Annotated in this window: 15 protein-coding genes; 3 read left to right on the top strand and 12 right to left on the bottom strand. The window is 63.4% G+C overall.

The annotated features are described in order from the left end of the window. Position 1: 1 nt before the first annotated feature. From ACNJYA_RS37435 to ACNJYA_RS37410, 6 genes are all read right to left on the bottom strand, one after another. The gene (locus tag ACNJYA_RS37435) at positions 2-949 is read right to left on the bottom strand and encodes an ABC transporter permease (RefSeq protein ID WP_212255917.1); all 948 of its coding nucleotides are present in this window, start codon (positions 947-949) and stop codon (positions 2-4) included. 32 nt (positions 950-981) lie between these two features. Beyond that, positions 982-2,580, bottom strand: a complete 1,599-nt coding sequence (locus ACNJYA_RS37430; RefSeq protein WP_439401749.1) for an ABC transporter substrate-binding protein — start codon at positions 2,578-2,580, stop codon at positions 982-984. 180 nt (positions 2,581-2,760) lie between these two features. After that, the gene (locus ACNJYA_RS37425; RefSeq protein ID WP_439401748.1) at positions 2,761-4,311 is read right to left on the bottom strand and encodes an AMP-binding protein; all 1,551 of its coding nucleotides are present in this window, start codon (positions 4,309-4,311) and stop codon (positions 2,761-2,763) included. A gap of 18 nt (positions 4,312-4,329) precedes the next feature. Next, positions 4,330-5,484, bottom strand: a complete 1,155-nt coding sequence (locus tag ACNJYA_RS37420; protein ID WP_439401747.1) for an iron-containing alcohol dehydrogenase — start codon at positions 5,482-5,484, stop codon at positions 4,330-4,332. Between the two features lie 330 nt (positions 5,485-5,814). Further along, positions 5,815-6,060 (bottom strand): PilZ domain-containing protein, encoded by a 246-nt coding sequence (locus ACNJYA_RS37415; RefSeq protein ID WP_172789685.1) that lies wholly within the window; start codon positions 6,058-6,060, stop codon positions 5,815-5,817. Positions 6,061-6,389: 329 nt separating this feature from the next. Beyond that, positions 6,390-7,730: a DUF2235 domain-containing protein gene (locus ACNJYA_RS37410; RefSeq protein WP_439401746.1), complete on the bottom strand. Its 1,341-nt coding sequence runs from the start codon at positions 7,728-7,730 to the stop codon at positions 6,390-6,392. 227 nt (positions 7,731-7,957) lie between these two features. Between ACNJYA_RS37410 and ACNJYA_RS37405 the strand changes: the two genes are divergently transcribed. Further along, on the top strand, positions 7,958-8,638 hold the full coding sequence (locus tag ACNJYA_RS37405) for a hypothetical protein (protein ID WP_439401745.1): 681 nt from the start codon (positions 7,958-7,960) through the stop codon (positions 8,636-8,638). A gap of 222 nt (positions 8,639-8,860) precedes the next feature. On the opposite strand, the gene ftsZ is transcribed toward ACNJYA_RS37405, so the two are convergent. From ftsZ to rpmB, 6 genes are all read right to left on the bottom strand, one after another. Beyond that, the gene (gene ftsZ, locus ACNJYA_RS37400) at positions 8,861-10,117 is read right to left on the bottom strand and encodes a cell division protein FtsZ (RefSeq protein WP_439401744.1); all 1,257 of its coding nucleotides are present in this window, start codon (positions 10,115-10,117) and stop codon (positions 8,861-8,863) included. 52 nt (positions 10,118-10,169) lie between these two features. Continuing rightward, complete coding sequence (locus tag ACNJYA_RS37395; protein WP_439401743.1) at positions 10,170-10,682, bottom strand: hypothetical protein; 513 nt, start codon at positions 10,680-10,682, stop codon at positions 10,170-10,172. Positions 10,683-11,067: 385 nt separating this feature from the next. Then, positions 11,068-11,820 (bottom strand): hypothetical protein, encoded by a 753-nt coding sequence (locus ACNJYA_RS37390; protein WP_439401742.1) that lies wholly within the window; start codon positions 11,818-11,820, stop codon positions 11,068-11,070. A 16-nt stretch (positions 11,821-11,836) separates the two neighbouring features. After that, on the bottom strand, positions 11,837-13,378 hold the full coding sequence (locus tag ACNJYA_RS37385) for an argonaute/piwi family protein (protein ID WP_439401741.1): 1,542 nt from the start codon (positions 13,376-13,378) through the stop codon (positions 11,837-11,839). Then, entirely contained in the window at positions 13,378-14,754 is a 1,377-nt protein-coding gene (locus ACNJYA_RS37380) for a toll/interleukin-1 receptor domain-containing protein (RefSeq protein ID WP_439401740.1), read from the bottom strand. The genes ACNJYA_RS37385 and ACNJYA_RS37380 overlap by 1 nt, the downstream gene beginning before the upstream one ends. 188 nt (positions 14,755-14,942) lie before the next feature. Continuing rightward, positions 14,943-15,251: a 50S ribosomal protein L28 gene (rpmB, locus tag ACNJYA_RS37375; RefSeq protein ID WP_260381277.1), complete on the bottom strand. Its 309-nt coding sequence runs from the start codon at positions 15,249-15,251 to the stop codon at positions 14,943-14,945. A 506-nt stretch (positions 15,252-15,757) separates the two neighbouring features. Here rpmB and ACNJYA_RS37370 point away from each other — a divergent pair. Together ACNJYA_RS37370 and ACNJYA_RS37365 are read left to right on the top strand one after the other, a co-directional pair. After that, positions 15,758-16,570: a DUF3108 domain-containing protein gene (locus tag ACNJYA_RS37370; protein WP_439403516.1), complete on the top strand. Its 813-nt coding sequence runs from the start codon at positions 15,758-15,760 to the stop codon at positions 16,568-16,570. 712 nt (positions 16,571-17,282) lie between these two features. Beyond that, positions 17,283-20,696 (top strand): helicase-related protein, encoded by a 3,414-nt coding sequence (locus ACNJYA_RS37365; protein ID WP_439401739.1) that lies wholly within the window; start codon positions 17,283-17,285, stop codon positions 20,694-20,696. Positions 20,697-20,712: the final 16 nt, after the last annotated feature.

Here is a 20,712-nt window from a genome sequence, read left to right as displayed (position 1 = left end):
TTTAATCCGTGTACCTGATCCGCGGATCGAACACCGCGTAGAGCATGTCGACGGTGAAGTTGGCGAACACCACCACGACCGCGATGAACATCACGAGGTTCTGCACGATCGGATAGTCGCGCCAGCGGATCGCCTCCACCAGGAAGCGCGCGACGCCGGGGATGTTGAACACGGTCTCGGTGACGATCAGGCCGCCGATCAGGAACGCCGCCTCGATGCCGATCACGGTGATCACCGGCAGGATCGCGTTCTTCAGCGCGTGGTGATAGTTCACGGCCGCATCGGAGGCGCCCTTGGCGCGGGCGGTGCGGATGTAATCCTGCCGCAGCACCTCCAGCATCGAGGAGCGCGTGATGCGCATGGTCAGCGCCGCGCTGCGGAAGCCGACGGCGGCGGCCGGCACGGCGTAGGTCGCGAACGCCTCGAGCCAGGTCTTCGGATTCGGATTGAAGATCGGCATCTGGCCGAACATCGCCACCGACGCGGTGAGGATCAGAAGGCCGAGCCAGAACGAGGGCAGCGACAGGCCGCTGAGGCTGACGACGCGAAGCGCATAGTCGAGCTTCGTCCCCTGCTTCACCGCGCTGATGACGCCCAAGGGAATGCCGATGGACGCCGAGAACAACAGTGCGAGGCCGGCGAGCCGCGCCGTGATCGGAATCCGCGGCAGGATCTCCTGCAGCGCCGGCTTCTCCGAGACATAGGAGTAGCCGAAATCGCCGCGCAGGAAGCCGCCGATCCAGTGCAGATATTGCGTCACCAGCGGCTGGTCGATGCCGAGCTGCTTCTCCAGCTCCGCCTTGTCGGCGGGATCGACGTAGCCGGCGGCGGCGAACAGGATGTCGACGATGTTGCCGGGCACGATGCGCAGCAGGAAGAAGATGACGACCGAGATCCCGAACAGGGTCACGAGCATCAGGAACAGGCGCCGCACCAGATAGGCAAACATGCATCGCCCTCCGCGCTAGTCGTCAGCCTGGCTTACTTGTCGAGCCACACATCCTCGTAGCGGAAGCCGTTGTAGGAGCTGTTCGACATGATCGTGACGCCCTTGACATAAGGCTGCCAGCAGGTGCCGGCGCGGGCATGGAAGATGATCGGGCGGGCGACGTCCTCCTGCAGCTTCTTGTCGATGTCCCACACCAGCGGCCTGCGCTTGGCGAGGTCGGTCTCCTGCGACTGCACGTCGAACAGCTTCTCGATCTCCTTGTTGCAATAATTGGTGTAATTCCGTTCCGAGCCGCAGGAATAGTTCTCGTAGAACGACTGGTCGGGATCGTCGACGGAATTGCCGGTGAGGTTGAGGCCGAGCATGTAATCCTTGCGCGCGACCTTCGGGAACCAGTTCGCAGTTTCGACGACGTCGAGCTCGCCGTCGATATAGATGGTCTTGAGCTGGTCGATCAGGATCACGGCGGGGTCGCGATATTCCGCGATGTTGCGTGTCGAGACTTTCACGTTGAGATGCTTGTCCGGACCGTAACCCGCCTTCTGCATCAGCTTCCTGGCTTGCTCGCGGTTGGCGTTGATGTCGCGGCCATAGCCCGGAATGGTCTCCAGCTTCTCCTTCGGCATGCCCCAGATGCCCTGCGGCGGCGGCAGCATGGTGCCGCCGATGTCACCCTGGCCTTCGAACAGGATGTCGACGAACGCCTTGCGGTCGAGCGCGAGCGACATCGCGCGGCGGATGTCGATGTTGTCGAACGGTGCCGAGGTCGAATTGACGATGATGTTGGTCGAGACGTTGGTCGGCTCGACGACGCAGGTCGCGTTCGGCGCCTGCGACTTGATGTCCTTCAGCAGCGGGATCGTGATGTGCGTCGGAAAGGTCATGTCGAACTTGCCGGCGACGAAGGCCAGGATCGCGGTCGAGCGGTTGGTGATGATGGTGTACTCGACGCCGTCGAGATAGGGCAGGCCCTTCTTCCAATAGTCCGGATTGCGCGTCAGCTTGATCGATTCATTGGCCTTGAACTCGACGAACTTGAACGGCCCGGTGCCGATCGGATGGGTGCGCATGTCCCCCGGCGAGACGTGACAGGGATAGACCGGCGTGTAGCCGGAGGCGAGCATCGCCAGCAGCGAAGGCTGCGGCCGCTTCAGGTCGAAGGTGACCTCGAATTCGCCGTTCGTCGTGACCTCGTTGACCTCGCTGTACCAGGCCTTGCGCGGATTCTGCCGCAGCTTCTGCTGCGACTTGCCCATCAGCAAATCGAAGCTGCACTTGACGTCGGCCGACGTGAACGGCTTGCCGTCGTGCCATTTCACGCCCTGGCGCAGCTTGAACGTCAGCTTCTTGTTGTCGCTGCTCCAGGACCAGCTTTCGGCCAGCTCCGACCGCAACGTATCGGGGCTGTTCTGCGCGATGTGCTGATCGTAGATGAGGAGATTGTTGAACACCCCCATGAACGGCACGTTGATCGAATAGGTCGCGCCTTCGAGGATGGAGGCGTTGGCCGGACTGTCGCGGTGATACATCCGCAAGATGCCGCCCTGTTTGGGCTCGCCGGCGAGCGTGACGGTCGAGGCCGTCAGCACAGATAGCGCCGCCATTGCGGCGAGCGCCCACACGCTCCGCATGCTCATCCTCCCTGGACCTCGGCCTTTGCAGCCTGTTTGTCCGGACGATAGCACGCAAGCGGGCGGAGGCAACCGCTAACGCCGCACGTTGCCTCGACAATTCGGATGACGGAAGGCCGCAGGGTGTTCATCGTCTCACGATGAGAGTGCAGGTGCGAAGAGCGCGCGCGCCGAGCGCCCTCACACGATCCGCGAGGCCTTGTTGCCCCAGTACCGGTCCCGCAGCAGCCGCTTGTACAGCTTGCCCGTCGGCAGCCGCGGCAATTCCTTCTCGAAATCGACCGAGCGCGGCACCTTCTGCCGCGACAGCGATTTGGCGCAGAACGCGATCAGCTCGTCGGCGAGCGCCGGCCCCGGCACCACGCCCGGCATCGGCTGCACCACCGCCTTCACCTCTTCGCCGAGATCGGCATTGGGCACGCCGAACACGGCGGCGTCCGCGACCTTGGGATGGGTGATCAGGAGATTCTCGCATTCCTGCGGGTAGATGTTCACCCCGCCGGAGATGATCATGAAGGTGGCGCGGTCGGTCAGGTACAGGAAGCGGTCGGCATCGACATAGCCGACGTCACCGACCGTGCTCATGCTGCCATCGGCAGAGCGCGCCTCCTTGGTCTTCTCGGGGTCGTTGAAATATTCGAACGGCGTGGCCGTCTTGAACCAGACCTGGCCGGGCGTGCCGGTCGGGCATTCCCGCATGTTCTCGTCGAGAATGTGCAAATCCCCGAGCAGCACCTTGCCGACGGTGCCGCGATGCGCCAGCCATTCCTCGCTGTTGCAGGCGGTGAAGCCGAGGCCTTCGGTCGCGCCGTAATATTCGTGGATGATCGGTCCCCACCATTGGATCATGTCGTCCTTGACCTGGGGCGGGCAGGGCGCGGCGGCGTGGATCGCGATCTCCAGCGACGACAAATCGTAGCGCTTGCGCACCTCCTCCGGCAACTTCAACATGCGCGAGAACATCGTCGGCACCAGCTGCGTGTGGGTGATGCCCCATTGCGCGACCAGCTGCAGGTAACGCTCGGGATCAAAGCTCTCCATGATGATCACGGTGCCGCCCATGCGGATCGTGAGGTTCACGGCAGCCTGCGGCGCGGAATGATAGAGCGGCGCCGGCGACAAATAGACCATGCCTTCGCGGTAGTGCCAGAGCCTCAACAGGAAATCGAACAGCGGCAGATTGTGCTTCGGCGGCTCCTCCGGCAGCGGGCGCAAGATGCCCTTGGGCCGTCCCGTCGTGCCGGAGGAATAGAGCATGGCGGTGCCGAGCCATTCATCTTCGATCGGCGTTGCCGGCAGACCGGCGGTCACCTCCGATAGGCCGACGATGCGCTCGCTCTCGCCCGGGCCATCGGCGACGATGCAGAGCTTGATGTCGGGGCAGGCCTGGATCGCCTCGCGCGCGATGGCGAGCTTGGCCATCGACGTGATCAGGATCTTCGACTGGCTGTTGACGAGCAGATAAGCGAGCTCGCCCGGCGTCAGGAAGGAGTTGATGCAGGTGTAGTAGAGGCCGGCGCGCTCGCCCGCGCCGCAGGCTTCGAGATAGCGCGCATTGTTCTCCATGAAGATCGAATAATGATCGAGCCGCCTCAAGCCGCGCTTGCGGAACAGATGCGCCAGCCGATTGCTGCGCGCGTCCAGCTCGCGATAGGTGACGGCCTCGCCCGTCGCCGCCATGATGAAGGCGGGCTGCAGCGGGCGCAGGCGGGCGTGTGTACCTGTGTACATCGATCCTCCGGCTTTCGATCAGGCGGCAAGGAGCAGGATCTCGCGCAAATCGGCGGGACCCGTAATTTTGCGCGGGTTGCGCGGGATCCAGTTCGTCCGCATCGCAGCTTCTGCGATCGCATCGAAATGATCCGGCGCGATGCGCACCTCGCCAAGGCTGCGCGGCATGCCGAGCGAACGGATGAAGGCATCGAGCACGTCGGCGGCGTCACGGCCGGGATAGCCCATGGCGGCCGCGACGATCGTCTGCCGCTCGGCATTGTCGCGCGCATTCCAGCGCATCACCGCCGGCAGCATGACGCAGGAGGTGTAGCCGTGCGGCACGTCGAAGGCCCCGCCCAGCACGTAGCCGATGCCGTGGCTCGCGCCCATCGGCACGCCGGCGGCGAGCGCGCCCATCGACAGCCAGGTGCCGATCTGCGCGTCCATCCGCGCATCGAGATCGCTGGGGTCGGCCTTCACCCGCGGCAGCGCGTCGGCGAGCATGGCGAGGCCCTTCACCGCCTGCGCATCGGCGTAAGGATGCGTCTCGCGCGAGCAGATCGCCTCGACGCAATGATCGACGGCGCGGATGCCGGTCGACAGGAACAGCCATTCCGGCGTGTGCACGGTGATGGCAGGATCGAGGATGGTCGCGCGCGGCACCGTGAGCGGATGCCGCAGCATCTGCTTCACCTGCGTGGCGCGGTCGGTGACACCCGCGATCGATGAGAACTCGCCGCCGGCGATCGTGGTCGGCACGCTGACCTGCCGCACGGTCGGCGCCTTCATCTCGGGCGCGACGCCCTTGCGCACGCGGATGCGGTCGATGCCGGCGATATCGTCGATGCCGTTGGCAAGGCAAAGCTGCACCGCCTTGGCGCCGTCGGTGATGGAACCGCCGCCGACGGTGACGATCAGATCGGCCTCCGCCTCGCGAGCCGCTTGAGTAGCCGCAATCACCGCCTCGCGCGGCGTATGCGCCGGCATGGCGTCGAACAGGCCGGCGCAGCGCCCGTCCAGCGCGTGCTTGATCTTCTCGATCTCGTCGGTCTGCCGGTTCAGCGTCCCCGACACCATCAGGAAGGCGCGGCTTGTTGCCAGCCGGTCCATCTGCGCGACGACGGCTTCAGCCGCAGGATGGCCGAACACGACCTCCTCGATCGCGCCGAAAACGACACGTCCCTGGTGCACGCCTGTCCTCCCCGGACAAATCGTTCTTGTTGTTGGGAGACAATCTAGCGGACCCCGCCACGTCAGTCATGCGCGAAGACGCTGGCCGTTTCGCAGCGCGGGGGCAGGGCCGTGGCGGCCCCGGCGCGCACGCCTCGTCCTTCGAGACGGCGCTACGCGCCTCCTCAGGATGAGGCTCATCAGCGCCGGTGCCCTTCGAAACGGCCGCCGCACACTCCGCCCTCATCCTGAGGAGCCCGCGAAAGCGGGCGTCTCGAAGGATGGCCGCAAGGGAAAGTCTCTCAAATGCGATTCCTGCCACAAAGGCAGGGACAGCCCGCCGCTATTCCCTCAAAACACCACGCCCACGCGCGTGCCGCGCTTCCAGGCGATGCGGCAGCGCTTCCTGGTGTTGACGTGGAGCAGCTCGAAGCGATCGGGAATCTTCACCTGGCCGCCGAGATCGACGCAGGCCCCGCCGGGCGAATAGTCGATCAGCGTGCACGGGATCACCGGCGCGCGCGGGTCGGTGATGATCTTGGCTTGGCGCGATACCAGGCCTGCGGGCTTCACTCGGACAAACTTTCGCGGATGCATTGGCACGTCTCCTCCAACTCCGCAGGTCTCGCGGCGGGTGATCTGTCCCAATCATGGAAAAGAGATGATGCGATCCCCCTAAGCCGCGCCCGAGAATTTTAACGAAAAGTGTCGGCGAATGGCAAAACTAGCGGTAGCGGAGTGCCCACCCTCCCCTGGAGGGGGAGGGTCGATCGCGCGCAGCGCGAGCGGGGTGGGGTGATCTCTCAACACGGGCAGTGCATCCGCTGAGAGACCGTCACCCCACCCCGTCACGCAATCTCGCTTCGCTCGATCGCGTGCCGACCCTCCCCCTCCAGGGGAGGGTAAGAGCGGCGCGCCCCCGCCACTCACCCCGTCACCCCCTCCACCTCCGCTCCCGCCGCCAGATCCACCCCCGGCGGCACCGGCATCGGCACCGTCACGTAATCCTTCGGCAGGTTCACCGGCCGGTAGTCCGGCTCCACCGCCATGCGCTTCAGCACGCTCTCATGCACATGCGCGCCTTCGGGGATCAGGCGCGGCTCGCCATCGGGGATGTAGAAGCCGAACCAGACTTTCCGCGCCGGCCATTCCCGGTACTTCGCGCTCTTCGGCAAGAACTCCAGCACGCGCCAGACCGCCGTCATGGAATCGTGCAGCATGCCGGTGGTCCCGGTATAAGCGGGCTCGACGTATTTGAACGGCGAATTCTTGCGCTGGATGCCCCAGGCGAGCTGGTTCACCGTGCGCGGGTTGAACTTCAGCCCGGCCTTCTCGGCCTCGTCGATCATCCAGAGCAGCGGATATTTGGATTCGCCGCTCTCGGCTTCCGGATAGCCGCCGCCGACGTCGCAATGCACGCCGGCGAACCACACCTGCAGAATGTCCTGCGGCACCTTCTTCTCGTCCGGCACGTAGCGGTTGCTCCAGAATTCCTGCGGCTCCGCGTACGGCTTCAGGCGGAACATGCGCCGCCGCTCGTCGATCGCGATCGCCTGCCGGAAGATTTTTACGCTGGGATCGCGCAGCGTGAAGGCGAGCTCCTCCAGGCTCGGCAGGTAGAAGCGGTCGGCGCGCGGCACGATCACGCTCGCCACGGTGTCCCAGACGCCGACGAAATGGATGGTCGGCCAGCGCGTCGAGGTGATGCGCGCGAACTGCGCGGCGAGGTCGAATTCGTCCTTCGGCAGCGGCCCGCTCTCGTCGAACACGATGCCCTTGAGGTCCTCGACGTCGTTGCCGCGCCCACTGCCGGAATATTGCTTGTAGGCGATGAGGCCGCTGCCGGCGAGGTTCGCCTGCTCCGGCGAGATCAGCCCGACCTTGTGGATCAGCCCCGCCAGCACGCGCACCGTGTAGGCCCCGCGCGAGAAGCCGAACAGGTAGATCCTGTCGCCGGGCGCGTAATGCTGGATCAGGAAGCAATAGGACGACAGCACGTTGTCATCGAGCCCGTAGCCGGTGGCGAGCCCCAGCACCAGCTTGATGTTGGCCTTCCAGCGCCCCCAGGTCGACGGCTCCGTCATGGTGCCGACCCCGGGATCGTAAAACACCATCTGCCGCGGCTGCGTCTTGTCGGTCTTGCGCAAGCAGCGATAGAGCTTCAGGACGTTGGAGATGTTCTCCGAGATCTCGTTGCCGGTGCCGTCACAGCAGATGACGAGGTTCTTGCCGGCGGGCTTGTGGTCGGAAATGGCTGCGGTCTCCATGGGATGCGCCTCCGGGGAATGCTACCGGGGCGAGTATAGCGGAAAATGAGCGGCAGCGAGGAGAGGAAGGGCTGTCCGGGAAATATGTCGCGGACAGCAAGGCTTTGGCATCGATCAGCCGACCGGCGGGCGGCGCCGCCGGCATGCAGCCCCATGGCCGCATCGCCTGTTGACATTAACCCCTTGTTAACCATGCGGTCGCCTAATGCTGACGATGGGGGATCACCATGTCGGCCCATGTGACGCGACGGAAATGGATGCCTGTTTCGGCCGATCCGGCCATCCGGTCGGCGGCGAGGCTGGCGGTTCGCGCCAAGGCCGTCCTACAGGGCAGAACGCCTGTCCTATGGAGCAAAGCCATGTTCGCAAGGGACGACTTAGTGGACAATCTCAGCCGCGATCTCGATCGCGCGCGCGGCAGACGCGATGCGCTCGCATCCGAAGCCACGACCCTGACGGCCCAGATCGCCGAAATTGAAGCCCGCCTTTCGGAGGAGAAGAAAAGGCGGGAACGCGAGCGCGTCCTGAGCGAGATCGAACTGATCAAGACGCGAATCAAGCAAGCGGCGGGCGCGTTTGCACCTGTCGTCGACGGTCTCTCCAGGGCGGTCGAGCAGGCTGCGGCAGTTGTGCCCGAGGCGCGCGAGCTCAATAGTTTCCTGGTGTCGGTGGCGACCGAGATCGACAGCGTGCTCGATCCGCTGTTGCGTGAACTGGATCAGCGCGCGGATGCGGTGCGATCCGGCCACGCAGCGCTGGACTTGCCGAGTTCGGCCGTTGAAGCGCCGCCCGTCGAGCTGCCGAAGGACACCAACGAACGCCTGCTTCGCTTTCCGGCCTGGCTGTCCCGCGACAAGGAAACGGACAAGAAGGAAGCAGCGGAGAGCCCGCGCAGCACGGCGGCGTGAAGCATCGGCGCGCTGTGCGGCTTTGGAGCGTTGTTGTTTTGCTCCGTCATTCCGGGGCGCGCCCCTTGGCGCGAACCCGGAATCCATTGCTCAACGGTCACCGCGGCTAAATGGATCCTCAGATGCGCAATTGCGCATCATAGCTCTCGCTTCGCGAGCCCCGGGATGACGACCTGTTATTTGGCTCGCTGGTCGCCCGACACGCGGCCCGGCTCGACCCGCTCAGTTCGCCGCGCGGCGCAGGAAGGCCGGGATATCGAGAGCGGCCTCGTCGGGCAGATTGCGCGCAGGCGTACGGCCGTAAGGATCGAGCGGCTGAAGCGCCGCCTGCCGCGCATAGTCCAGGCCCGGCCTTGCCGGTGGACCCACCGGGTGGTGCGGCTGCGGGCGCAGCGGCGGGCTTCCCGCTTGCGGAAGGGGGGCGCTGCGCTCGATGCGATCGGCGATGCGACGGCCGTCGTTGCGCAGCCTGCCGGCGAGCTGGGTGAGGGCGGTTTCCACCGGCAGCGCCTGCGCCGGATCGAGATTGTCGATACCGGTCGCCACCACCGAGACGCGGACGATGCCCTCTAAGCTTTCGTCGAAGGACGCGCCGACGATGATGTTGGCGTCCGGGTCGGCCTCGTCGCGAATGCGGGTCGCGGCTTCGTCGACCTCGTACAGCATCAGATCCTTGCCGCCGGTGATGGAGATGATGAGGCCACTGGCGCGCTTGATCGAGGGGTTCTCGATCAGCGGATTGGAGATCGCGGCGACGGCGGCGGCGAGCACGCGCTTCTCGCCGGAAGCCTCGCCCCGTCCCATCATGGCCTTGCCTTTCTCCTTCATGACCGAGAGGACGTCGGCAAAATCGAGATTGATCAGGCCTTCCTTGACGATGAGGTCGCTGATGCAGGCCACGCCCGAATAAAGCACCTGGTCGGCAAGGGCGAAGGCATCGGCGAACGTGGTCTTCTCGCTGGCCACCCGGAACAGGTTCTGGTTCGGGATGATCAGGAGGGTGTCGACCGTCTTCAGCAGCTCCTCGATGCCGGCTTCGGCAAAGCGCATGCGGCGCTGGCCCTCGAAGTAGAACGGCTTGGTGACCACGCCGATGGTGAGAATGCCGAGCTCGCGCGCGATCCTGGCGACGACGGGTGCAGCCCCGGTGCCGGTGCCGCCGCCCATGCCTGAAGTCACGAACACCATGTGCGCGCCGGTCAATTGCTCGCGGATCGTGTCGATCGCCTCTTCGGCTGCGGCGCGTCCCAGTTCCGGCTGCGAGCCGGCGCCGAGGCCTGCGGTCACCCTTGTGCCGAGCTGGATGAGGCGCTGCGCCTTCGACATCGCCAGCGCCTGCGCGTCGGTGTTGGCGACCACGAACTCGACCCCTTGCAGCCCGGCCGTGATCATGTTGTTGACGGCATTGCCGCCGGCGCCGCCGACGCCGAACACGACGATGCGGGCCTTCATTTCATGGATATCGGTGTTGCCAGTCATGCTTCCCTCGCGATTGCTCCGGCAAGCCGGGGGTTAAAGAAAGTCACGCGTGCTAGCTGCGGGCCGCACGGTCTGCTTGCACGATGAAGGCGGCCAGATGCCCCAACCGGCGCGCCGCGTGTCCCGCGATCGAGCCGCCAGGGCGGCGATCGCTCCGCAGCGCCGCCACTTCGTCTTCCAGTCGTGCCGCCCATGCATTCGCGGCCGTCGTCTCGGCGGCCGCCTGCGTCAGCTCGACGGCGAGGCGATCGGCACGCTCGCGCTCGCGCTCGAACACGACCCGGTAGGCGGTTGCGACGAATTCGAGCCGCGCGATCTCCGCCTTGAAGACTTCGGTCTTGACGGCCTCGATCCTGGCCAGGGAGGCCCCGATGGGATCTGCCCGGCGGGCGCGTCGCGGGCGGGGCGTGTAGTGGAGCTCGGTGAGATCGACGCTCACCACCGCCTTGCCGTCGTCCGACCGCGAGCGCGGCAACCGGCGACGCCGCGCCAGTGCCCGCGCGGCCTCGCGCGAGACATTGAGGCGGGCACCGAGATCGGCATACGTCAACAACTCAACGCACATCGGCGCTTCTCCTGGAGCGAACCGGGAAGGGATTTCGAGCTAGTGATGGCTGGACGATTACCGCAGGCTAGGATGCGTTGGTTAATGGACGGTTAACGGGGGATGGGGGGTGTTTACGGGTGGGGCTGCGGTGCCGGGCGCCGGAGACGTGGGGCACCAGCTGCCGCGGCGACGTCTTGTCGGTCTTGCGCAGGCGCCGATGGAGCTTCAGGGCGTTGGAGATGTTTTCCGGGACCTCGTTGCCGGTCCCGTCACAGCGGATGACGAGGTTTTGCCGGGGGCTTGCGGTCGGAATTGGCTGCGGACTCCATGGGACGCCTCCGGGGATGCTACCGGGGCAAGTGTAGCGTAAAATGGGATGGAGAGATAAATCGAAGCAGGGCAACTAATCGTCAGGATTGCCATCTGATCTCATAAGCCGCTTCTGGACCGTCTCCTTCACCTTGGCAAGAAGGGCATGTCTATTTTCAAAGAATTGAATAGCAGGCTCTGTCCCAAGCCCACTGTTGGGATTCCTGAAGCGGGTTAGTTCAACGGCGACGGCGAGTGATGCCTGTTCGATCGCTTTCTCGATTTCCTCAGCGATAACAATCGGTATAAATATCTGCTTTCGAAGCAGGCCCCGAGTCTCACTAATCGTATTGTGAGCAGTGGCAATGTACTTCCACCTCACAATCTGCCCGAACGCACGGACTTTATCGCTCGAGTCTTTAACTTGGTCGACCTGTTCTTTCGAAAAATTACGAGTTGACAGGAAAGAGGCCAATTCTTCGCGAGTGAAACTATCGAGGTCGGGAATTTCAGTATATTGCACAATCGCTGCTTCAGCTTGATCGAGGCAGTCGACAAATTTTTCCCAGACCTCCGCTATGGATTTGTACTCGCGGTCGTTGGATAGTTTTCCGCGATCAGCGATGTGCGCTAGTTTTTCGTTGATCCCTGCTAGTTCTCGCGCACTCGCGGATTTTATGTTTTCCAGTTCGCGCGCATAATCTGACTTTACCGCTTCAATCGATTTGTCGAATCGATATTTGAAAAGGGCTTCGCCGAGTTTGGTCGGGAGCAACAAGGTGGCTCCAATGAAGCCGCCGATGCCAGAAACGATCCAAGGAGCGATCTGCTGCCAAAGGTCGGACATAGATCGAGCCCTTACGTTAGATGTAGTATTTGAAGGCTAGCTTGGGCTCGCTCGTCTGGGGCGCAGCGAGGATCACCTCACCCACCGCATCCGCAAATCTGATTGTGACAGGGAGGCGATCATTGTGCAGGCAGGAATTGAAGTTTATCTTTGTAAGGCTCATTACATCCTCAAGGATCGTTCTTAATTCACAGTTTCCTCGCTGACGTCTTACCAGCACGGGATTAGGTGTCTCGGGGCCGAGATAAGTGTCTAGACGTGGGACGTATCCAGACGTCCAGACGTAGGCGTCGGAATCAGAAAGAAGCAGCGCCGTTCCCCGCATGACTGGGTACTTACCCGGCCTAAATAGCTTTAGTGCATCGTGCGCGTCTGAGATTTGCACGCCGACGACATTGGTTTCAGGAGGCGCGCCGCTAACAAAGCCAGTCCATTCTTCGTCCGAGAAGTTGGATTTCGCGTGCAGAAATAATTCTCGTGGCGGCTTATTGTCGTGCTGATCGCGATATTCTTGAACCACCATTTCGATCAAACGTTTCGCGGCTGGCTCGTCGATGTGGAACTGCTTTGTGTCTGAATTGTACCAGGGGCCCAATGCGCCTCTGAAGACAACGCCCTCGCCGCTCGAGAGAAACATCTGAGCTGCGCAGCAGGCGAAGCCGTCGTCTGCTGTCGCCTCTCGCCTCTTGTAAGCTAGGCCTACGTAGCATACGCCTTCTCGAACGCCGGCCAATTGCCAAGGTCTACCGCCAGCCTTGTAATAAGATCCTGTCGCCAATTTCCATGCAACGGTTGCGTCGTCCTCAATGCGTCTCTTTCGTTGACCGTCGCTCCTTAAGAAGTCGTCGGGTGTAAGGGTTGTCTCTCGAACAATTTGCGTCACTATCTTGGGAGACAGAAGCCGAGCTTTCAGTTGGCGGCGAAAGTGAGTTGCGTACTTGTAAACATCAGCTTCGGCCTCCTCTATTCCAAATAAGGTCGGCTGTTTGTCGAGCTTTAGCGCCTCCGCCTTCGACATGCGAGTTTTGCCTTGAATCTTCTCCTTTGTTGGGATGCGGGAGAGTGGACGGCCCAGGTCGTAAACTTCTTCCGGAATAATGACGAACCAAAAGCTGGGCGCATCTTCAATTCGATCGCATCGTGCAACTAAGGCATTCACGTACAGATCCACTGCGGCCTTAATTGCTTCGTTTCGGTTCGAGATTCTCAGCGCTTCGTGAAGTGTCCTAGAGTCGATCGTGTCGATTACTGTCTTTGGCTGGAGAGGCCAATTTGAATTGAATGCTGCTGAGAACCCGGGAAACGGAATGTGTTGAGGTTCGACGGCTTTGGCGCCCTTGCGGGGTGGCGGAATATTGACGAAACCAGCGATAGCTTTCGCCCATCGCCCGAGTCGCTCAACGCCGCTCTTCGTCCCTATCGCCCCATAATGTACGTCAGGTCGTCCACCATCCACGGGGCCGTAGAGGTAAAGTCCATCCCTAGGGTAGACCAAGGTCTGTCCGTATTTGAACTCCAATTGCGGTTCCGGAAGGCTGATAAGGTTCAAAGTTTCCATTAATCAACCTCTTCTTCTTCGTCATCTTCTTGATCGTCCTCGTAGTCGGTGAGCGCGTCATCGTCCTGATCGTCTTGAAGTGCGTCGGACGGAGAGCTTATTCCAAACGGCGCTGTGAAGACGCGAGGGGGAAGGCTTAGGCGCATGGCATTTTCTTCGCCGAGCGCAATATCCACGAATTCTGCTCCATCGCTTATCCAGTGCCAGAACGCGAGAAGTAGATCTCGCCATTTGTCGTTTCTCCATCCCTTGCAGAATGTGCGCCGCATACGGTGGAGACGACGGGGATCGCCGATAAGATCTTGGCCATTCGAGGTGAATACGACTCGTCCGGTAACGCGGACATGGCGCAACGGACTGGATCGTACTAGGCAATTGACAGCATAGTGCCAGTAAAAGCCCCGTTTCTCAGACCGGCCAACAAGCTGCCGCCTTCCCCTCAGCGAAGTCCACGCGAAGGTGTGTTGATCTAGCGTCGCGTGGCGTGCGGTTGCCCACCATGCAAGTCGGCCGCTGGCGTACTCAAATGACCTTAAGCCCTTAGAAGCAAAGTGAGCGTCGAGCGCTCTGCGGACAATGTCGGTAAATTTGGAACGGCAATCTTTCGGCGCGAGATGTTGTGAGCGCCATCCCTTAGAGAGAAACGTGTCTATGTCGCAGGTATCTATAATTTCTATGGGAAGGTTGGGGCCAAAGTACTCTTGCAACTGGTGCAGCGGTGCAAAGGCGAGAAGGCCACGATTGTGAACCGCAATGGGAATCGGGCAATCTGCTCGGGCCTTTTGTGCCGCTCCTATTGAAATGCCGCTCTTGAAATCGAAGAACGCAATCGATGTCGGCATGGATATGACGTCTAACCAATTGGAGACTAGCTGCTCAGGCCCCTTATCTATCGATCTCGCGTCTTTAAGCTGGAGGTTTTGCCAAGCCTTCGTCTCCTCTGGGACAGCGTGCCTAGGAACGTTTGCTTCTTCGAGGAGTGGCAACAGTTCAGCGAGACCTTGAGCCCAACCCTTCTCGAAGTTTATGTACTGTGTATGCGCAATCTGTAGCGGTGGTGGATAAGCAGCAAGCCGCAACGGCACGATGAAGCCGCCATCTCCTATCTTTTTAGCGGTTTCGACCGCAAGATTGATCTCATTTCTAACTCCTTGCTTTTGTATTCCGCCTGGCGTTCCAACGAGCAGAAAGCGCTTTGCGCGTTGTCGGATCGCGTCCTCTAGAATTCGCTCCCAATCGTCACCGCCTTTGAGACGAAGTATGTCGGCAAATACGTGGTAGCCCAGCGCGGTTAGGCGTCCCCCGAGCCAAAGAGTGAAAGCGTTATCTTCCGGAGTAGCGTGACTAATGAATACTGAGTCACGGAGCGCCACCATCTGACGTCCTTTCGACCACAAGCAATCTAGTACTCTTGCGCGATTCGCGGCCAGCGAGCGATACCTTAGGTTGTTGCTCCCCAAAAACAAAAGCGGCCGGATCTTCCGATCCGGCCGCTACTCGAACTCTTACTCGGCTAAGCCTACGCCACGCGACGCAACTTAGCCCCCGCCCAATTCAAAAAATCTCAGCTCGCCTGCTTCGCCGGCGCCGTGTCGCCGACTTTCTTCTGGATGGCGCGCTTCAGCTCGACCGCGCGCGGGGAGAGCGCATCGGCGTTGGCCTTGAGCAGGTAGGCGTCGAGGCCGCCATTGTGGTCGACGCTCTTGATCGCGTTGGTGGAGACGCGCAGGCGCACGTTGCGGCCCAGGGCTTCCGAGATGAACGTCACGTTGACGAGGTTCGGCAGGAAGCGGCGCTTGGTCTTGATGTTGGAGTGGCTGACCTTGTGGCCGACGAGGGGGCCCTTGGCCGTCAGTTCGCAGCGGCGAGACATGGCATAAATCCTTTAGTTCGAACCCCCAACGAGTGCGGCCGCCATTTCGGCGCCACGGGGGCAAATTCTTTCGTCCTTGCAGGGAGCGGGCGGACGTATAGGGGGGAAGGGGCCCTGCGTCAAGGTTTTGGGTGGCGATCTCGTGCCCCACAACAGGTGTCATCGCCCGGCTTGACCGGGCGATCTAGTACCCCGCGGCGGCGCGGCTGACCATAGGCGCTGCGGCGTACTGGATGCCCCGCCTTCGCGGGGCATGACAGCGCCCCCCGTTACCGCCCGATCACCAAAACGGCAATGATTGTCGCGCCTTACCATCACATAAAGGGCGTATTCGCCGTCGAAGAGTCCGGTGGAGTTCCCAGGGCTGCAGGCCCCGACACATTGTTTGCCGCCGGTTTTGGCTTAAGTAACAGCGCATCGCGCCCCGATTGGATTGTTTCGTGCCGATAACGCTTCATTTTGCGCAGAATCTGCGCTTCGCCCGACCGCGTCTGGCCGGCCGGCTGATGGCGCTTTGCGGCCTTGTGCTGGCCGTGGCGTCCGGCACAGCGCCGGCGGCCGCGCAGGGCAAGCTCGAGGCGCAATATGAGGCGACGCTGGCGGGCATTCCCGTCGGCAAGGGCGCCTGGAACATCGATATCCAGGACGACGTGTTTTCGGCGGCGGCGGCCGGCGGCACCTCGGGACTTTTGAAGTCGTTCACGGGCGGGTCCGGCACCGGCGCGAGCCAGGGGCGCGTCGTCAATGGCGCGCTGGTTGCGACCGGCTACCAGGCCTCCACCACCACCCAGAAGAAGACCGAAGAGATCCGCATCACGCTCGACAAGGGCAATGTGAAGGATTTTGCCATTCTGCCGGAGCCGCCGGTCGATCCCGACCGCATCGTCGTCACCGACGCGCATCGCCGCGGCGTGTGGGACCCGATGACCGCCTCGCTGCTGCGCGTGCCCGGCACCGGCGATCCCGTTGCGCCCGAGGCCTGCCACAACGCCGCCCCCGTGTTCGACGGCCGCATGCGCTACGAGCTCAAGCTCGATTTCAAGCGCATGGAGACCGTGAAGGCGGAGAAGGGGTACAAGGGCCCGGTCGTGGTCTGCGCGATCTATTTCGTGCCGATCGCCGGCTACATCCCCGATCGCCCCGTGATCAAATACCTCGCCGCCCAGCGCAACATGGAGATCGCGTTCGCCCCGATCGCCGGCACGCGCATCCTGGTCCCGTTCTGGCTGAAAGTGCCGACGCCCCTGGGGCCGGCCATGCTGGAAGCGACGAGCTTCATCACCGCCCCCCAGCCGCCAAGGGTGGCGAAGACGCAGTAGGCGAAGAGTCCGCGCCTCTCCCTCCGCCGTCATTCCGGGGCGCGCCCCTTGGCGCGAGCCCGGAATCCATTAGGCGGCACAGACGGTTGCCCGATGGATTCCGGGCTCGCGACTGCGTCGCGCCCCGGAATGACGAGCGAAATGGGTCTCCAAAAGCGCGCCCTAATGATTTCAATGACTTACCTACTGTGCATGGGGTTGTTTTCGCACTTTGTGTTTTGACGGCCCTAATCGGGGAATCCATTTGACTCCTCCCCGATTCTGATTCGACTCGCCGCCATCCCCAGCTTTAACCACCCCGCTCGCTTGTGCGCCTCCGCAAAACTCCATCTAGTGCGCAACCAACACGAGTCCCGCGACATGTTGCGTGAACGGAACGGGACTCAATCGGGAGTCAGCGATTCGGCCGCGATTCGTTCTAGAGTCGTTCCGAGGCTTAAAGCGAACGGGAAAAGCGTCGCAAAGTGAAACAGTTGCGCGGGATTTGGGGAGGGCGCTCCCACACCCTCGGTGTGCCCCTCACCCTGAGGAGGCCGCGCAAGCGGCCGTCTCGAAGGGCGAGGGGCTTGGCTTGCCCAGCAGCACCAGCCGGGCCTTCATCCTTCGAGACGCGCTGACGCGCTCCTTAAGGATGAGGAACGAAGAGCAAGCCCCCTCCCCGCCCCATACCGCACTGACATTCGCCCAAATCGCCATTACCTAATCCCCAGACATGGCTTTTTCCTCCTCCCCCTTCGCCTCCGAGCGCGCACCCGGTGCGGGCGTCACCGCGGTGCTCGGTCCCACCAACACCGGCAAGACCCATCTCGCCATCGAGCGGATGCTGGCGCATCCCTCAGGGCTGATCGGCCTGCCGCTGCGCCTGCTCGCGCGCGAGGTCTACAACAAGATCGCCGACAGAGCCGGCGAGGCCAGCGTCGCGCTCGTCACCGGCGAGGAGAAGATCAAGCCGAAGAACCCGCGCTATTGGGTCTCGACCGTGGAGGCGATGCCGAGGGATCTCGACGTCTCCTTCCTCGCCGTCGACGAGGTCCAGATCGCCGCCGATCTCGAGCGCGGCCACGTCTTCACCGATCGCATCCTCAACCGCCGCGGCCGCGACGAGACGCTGCTGTTAGGCGCCGCCACCATGCGCCCGATCATCGAGCGCCTGTTGCCGGGCGTCTCCATGATCACGCGGCCCAGATTGTCGCAGCTCGAGTTCGCCGGCGACCGCAAGATCACGCGCCAGCCGCGCCGCACTGCCATCGTCGCCTTCTCCGCCGACGAAGTCTACGCCATCGCCGAGCTGATCCGCCGCCAGCATGGCGGCGCCGCCGTGGTGCTGGGCTCGCTGTCGCCGCGCACGCGAAACGCGCAAGTCGCGATGTTCCAGAACGGCGACGTCGATTATCTCGTCGCCACCGACGCCGTCGGCATGGGCCTCAATCTCGACGTCGACCACGTCGCCTTTGCCTCCGACCGCAAGTTCGACGGCTACCAGTTCCGCCGCCTGACGCCGTCCGAGTTCGCGCAGATTGCGGGCCGCGCCGGCCGCGCCACCCGCAACGGCACCTTCGGCACCACGGGCCGCTGCGCGCCGTTCGAGCCCGAGCTCGTCAACGCGCTGCAGAACCACACCTTCGATGCCGTGAAGGTGCTGCAATGGCGCAATTCGAAGCTGGATTTCTCCTCGCTCGGCGCGCTGCAGGTCTCGCTGAACCTCGCCCCCGGCCACGAGACGCTGACGCGCGCGCCGATCGCCGAGGACATGCGCGTGCTCGATCACGCCGCCCGCGACGGCGAGGTGCGCGATATCGCGCATGGCAAGGCCGCCGTGGAGCGTCTGTGGGAAGCCTGCCAGGTGCCGGACTACAGAAAGCTGTCGCCGGCCGCCCATGCCGAGCTGGTGACGACGCTGTACGGCTTCCTGATGCGCAAGAGCTGTATTCCCGATGCCTGGTTCGAGTCCCAGGTCACCCAGGCCGATCGCATCGACGGCGATATCGACACGCTGTCGGCCCGAATCGCCCAGATCCGCACCTGGACCTTCGTCGCCAACCGCCCGGACTGGCTGAAAGACCCCGAACGCTGGCAGGGGATCACGCGGGAGGTCGAAAATAAATTATCGGATGCGCTCCATGAACGCTTGACTGAGCGTTTCGTTGATCGCCGGACCAGTGTATTGATGCGCCGCCTGCGGGAGAACACGAGCTTGAATACTGAAATCGGCAAGACCGGCGAAGTCATCGTCGAAGGCCATGTCATCGGCCGTCTCGATGGCTTCACCTTTGCACCGGATGCGGCGGAAGCCGGCTCCGATGCGAAAGCCTTGCAGGCTGCAGCGCAAGCGGTGCTCGCCGGCGAGATCAACGCGCGCGCCGAAAAGCTGGGCAATGCGCCGGACGAGCAGTTCGTGCTGACGTCCGAAGGCATCATCCGCTGGACCGGCGATGCGGTGGCGCGGCTCGCCGCCGCAGACGACGCGCTGCATCCGCGCATCCGCATCATCTCGGACGAGCGCCTGACCGGCGCCCCCCGCGACAAGGTGCAGGCGCGGCTCGAGCTCTGGCTCAAGACCCACATCGAAAAGCTGCTCGGGCCGATGTTCGAGCTGTCGAAGGCCGAGGACGTCACCGGCATCGCCCGCGGCATCGCCTATCAGCTGGTCGAGGCGCTCGGCGTGCTCGAGCGTCCGAAGATTGCCAGCGAGCTGAAGGATCTCGACCAGCCTTCGCGCGCGACGTTGCGCAAATACGGCGTCCGCTTCGGCGCCTATCACCTCTATTTCCCCGGCCTGCTCAAGCCCGCCGCGCGTGCGCTCGCCGCGCTGCTCTGGGCGCTGAAGCAGGACAATGTCGATCTCTCCGCGCTGTCGGGGGCGCAGCATCTGGCCTCCTCGGGGCGCACCTCGTTCCCGGTCGACAAGGCGCTGCCGCGCGATGCCTATCGCGTGCTCGGCTACAAGCAGGCCGGCGAGCGCGCCGTGCGCGTCGACATCCTGGAACGCCTCGCCGACCTGATCCGCCCGGCGCTGGCCTGGCGCGAGAATTCGCCCGGCGAAAAGCCCGCCGGCGCGTTCGACGGCCGCAGCTTCGTGGTGACGCAGGCGATGACCTCGCTCACGGGATCTGCCGGCGAGGATTTTGCCTCCGTGCTGCGCGCGCTCGGCTATCGCATGGAGAAGCGCCCGCCGCTGCCGCAAAAGCCTGTCGTCACCGAGCAGGTCGTCACTGAGACGGTTACGGCCGCGACGCCGCCCGTTGAAGGCAGTGCTGAGACCTCGACCGAGGCTGCGGTTGAAGCCGTTGCCGGCCTGCCGACCGAGGCGCCGGCCGCTGAAGCCGCCGCCGAAGCCGTCACGGTCGAAGACGCCCCTAGCATGGAGCCGCACGACGAGCCCCCTCCTGAGGAGGCCCACGAGGAGCCGGCGCTGGAAGCTTCAGAAGCGCCCGTCACGCCCGAAGACGCCCCCGGCATCGCGCCGCCTGCAGAAGAGGCTGCAACGTCCGTCGAGGCTGCCGGGCTCGAAGCCGCTGCCGCCGAGACCGCCGCCACCGAAGCTGCCGCTTCGCCCGATGCTGCCGCGCCGGTCGAAGCCGCAGCGACACCCGCCGAGCCCGAGCTCGTCGAGGTCTGGCGTCCCGGCGGCCGTCACGAGGATCGCAAGCCGCGCCACGAGCGCCATCGTCACCAGCGCCACCACAACCAGCGTCCGCAGGCCGGCGCTGAGGCCGCCGGTGCGCCTGCTGAAGGCGAGGCTGCGCAGTCGGCCGACGGCGAGAAGCGCGGCGAACGCCAGCGTCATGGCGGCCATCGCCGCGATTTCCGCAAGCCGCGTGAAGGCGGCGAGGGCGGTGAGCGCCGCGACGACCGCAATCGCAGCTTCCAGGGCAAGGGCGACCGCGACAAGGATCGCGATCGCAACCGCGACAACAAGAAGTTCGGCGGAGATCGCGACAAGGGCCGCGACAATCGTGGCCGCGACCGTGACAAGGGCCGTGACCGCCGAGATCGCGAGTCCGGTCCGTCGCTGCGTCCCTACGCCTCCAGCGCGAACCCGCGCGAGCGCGATCGTCCGATCGATCCGAACTCGCCCTTCGCCAAGCTCGCCGCGCTCAAGGAGCAGCTGGGGCGGAAGGAGTAATCCCACGACGACGACC

Origin of the sequence: Bradyrhizobium sp. BLXBL-01 (genome assembly GCF_051853025.1) — a bacterium.
GTDB lineage: Bacteria > Pseudomonadota > Alphaproteobacteria > Rhizobiales > Xanthobacteraceae > Bradyrhizobium.
This window is presented reverse-complemented; position numbering and strand designations above follow the sequence as displayed.

Coding starts and splice junctions, on each gene's coding strand:
- ACNJYA_RS37370 (WP_439403516.1), top strand. CDS start 15,758: ATGGCGCTTTGCGGCCTTGTGCTGGCCGTGGCGTCCGGCACAGCGCCG.
- ACNJYA_RS37395 (WP_439401743.1), bottom strand. CDS start 10,682: ATGTGCGTTGAGTTGTTGACGTATGCCGATCTCGGTGCCCGCCTCAAT.
- ACNJYA_RS37405 (WP_439401745.1), top strand. CDS start 7,958: ATGTCGGCCCATGTGACGCGACGGAAATGGATGCCTGTTTCGGCCGAT.
- ACNJYA_RS37415 (WP_172789685.1), bottom strand. CDS start 6,060: ATGCATCCGCGAAAGTTTGTCCGAGTGAAGCCCGCAGGCCTGGTATCG.
- ACNJYA_RS37365 (WP_439401739.1), top strand. CDS start 17,283: ATGGCTTTTTCCTCCTCCCCCTTCGCCTCCGAGCGCGCACCCGGTGCG.
- ACNJYA_RS37425 (WP_439401748.1), bottom strand. CDS start 4,311: ATGTACACAGGTACACACGCCCGCCTGCGCCCGCTGCAGCCCGCCTTC.
- rpmB (WP_260381277.1), bottom strand. CDS start 15,251: ATGTCTCGCCGCTGCGAACTGACGGCCAAGGGCCCCCTCGTCGGCCAC.
- ACNJYA_RS37410 (WP_439401746.1), bottom strand. CDS start 7,730: ATGGAGACCGCAGCCATTTCCGACCACAAGCCCGCCGGCAAGAACCTC.
- ACNJYA_RS37390 (WP_439401742.1), bottom strand. CDS start 11,820: ATGTCCGACCTTTGGCAGCAGATCGCTCCTTGGATCGTTTCTGGCATC.
- ACNJYA_RS37435 (WP_212255917.1), bottom strand. CDS start 949: ATGTTTGCCTATCTGGTGCGGCGCCTGTTCCTGATGCTCGTGACCCTG.
- ACNJYA_RS37385 (WP_439401741.1), bottom strand. CDS start 13,378: ATGGAAACTTTGAACCTTATCAGCCTTCCGGAACCGCAATTGGAGTTC.
- ACNJYA_RS37380 (WP_439401740.1), bottom strand. CDS start 14,754: ATGGTGGCGCTCCGTGACTCAGTATTCATTAGTCACGCTACTCCGGAA.
- ACNJYA_RS37430 (WP_439401749.1), bottom strand. CDS start 2,580: ATGCGGAGCGTGTGGGCGCTCGCCGCAATGGCGGCGCTATCTGTGCTG.
- ftsZ (WP_439401744.1), bottom strand. CDS start 10,117: ATGACTGGCAACACCGATATCCATGAAATGAAGGCCCGCATCGTCGTG.